Origin of the sequence: Colwellia sp. BRX10-1 (assembly GCF_014077545.1) — a bacterium.
Lineage (GTDB): Bacteria > Pseudomonadota > Gammaproteobacteria > Enterobacterales > Alteromonadaceae > Colwellia_A.
Genome location: NZ_JACGWC010000087.1, coordinates 1 through 727, shown reverse-complemented (window position 1 = coordinate 727; position 727 = coordinate 1). Strand labels below are relative to the sequence as shown.

The 727-nt window shown below is 42.8% G+C and carries 1 pseudogene; it reads right to left on the bottom strand.

Features of this window, described 5'->3' with window-relative positions:
• Positions 1-386, bottom strand: a pseudogene (locus H4J75_RS19655) (transposase); the annotation flags it as partial.
• Positions 387-727 lie beyond the last annotated feature (341 nt).

Here is a 727-nt window from a genome sequence, read left to right as displayed (position 1 = left end):
CTGATGTGAAGTCTTGACAGTATATTTGCGGTTTTGTTATCGATAGCGCCTCGTTTGTCTGCTCTTATTACGCGACCTGTTTCATCTACAAGGGTTAAATAGTCCTTCAAGCTAAAGCGGATACCGGAGGTTTTCTCTTGCTGTTCATGGCCCGTAAAAGGTAATAACGTTGTCGGTTGCTCTCCGATAATGGCTGCTTTGATACGCAGTTGAATACTGGTAAAATTCGATTGCTCAGGTGTTGGAGCAATGCCCGCACGCACTGGATTTAAATCTACATAAGCCATACAAGCAAGTAATGCCCCTTCATCGAGCAGGGCTTGTGATTTAAAGCGTCCTTCCCAAAAGTGCCCTGTGCATTTATCTTCTTTATTGGCTTGTCGAGAAAATTACTATGCCACCCATAATAATGCTACGCAATAATAATGCTCTGAAACACTGCTATCCATTGGCCAACAACAATGCATGTACTTCATCTTATAAGCCTTTGTATATCGATTTTTATAGATGTTGATTAAATGAGTGAATTTCAGGCAAGCTTTACTTCTCCCCCAAGGTAGCCGTATTTTTCTTGCTGTCTTAGTGCTGCCTTTGAATGTAGTTATGTTTACGCGCTATTCAAACAAGCTTGGGCATTTGCTTTACCGTGTGCGCGCTTTAACCCCACGTGCTCAGTAAATTCACACAAATGCTCTGCGGTGCCGACTGCGCCAGTGAATATACCTTC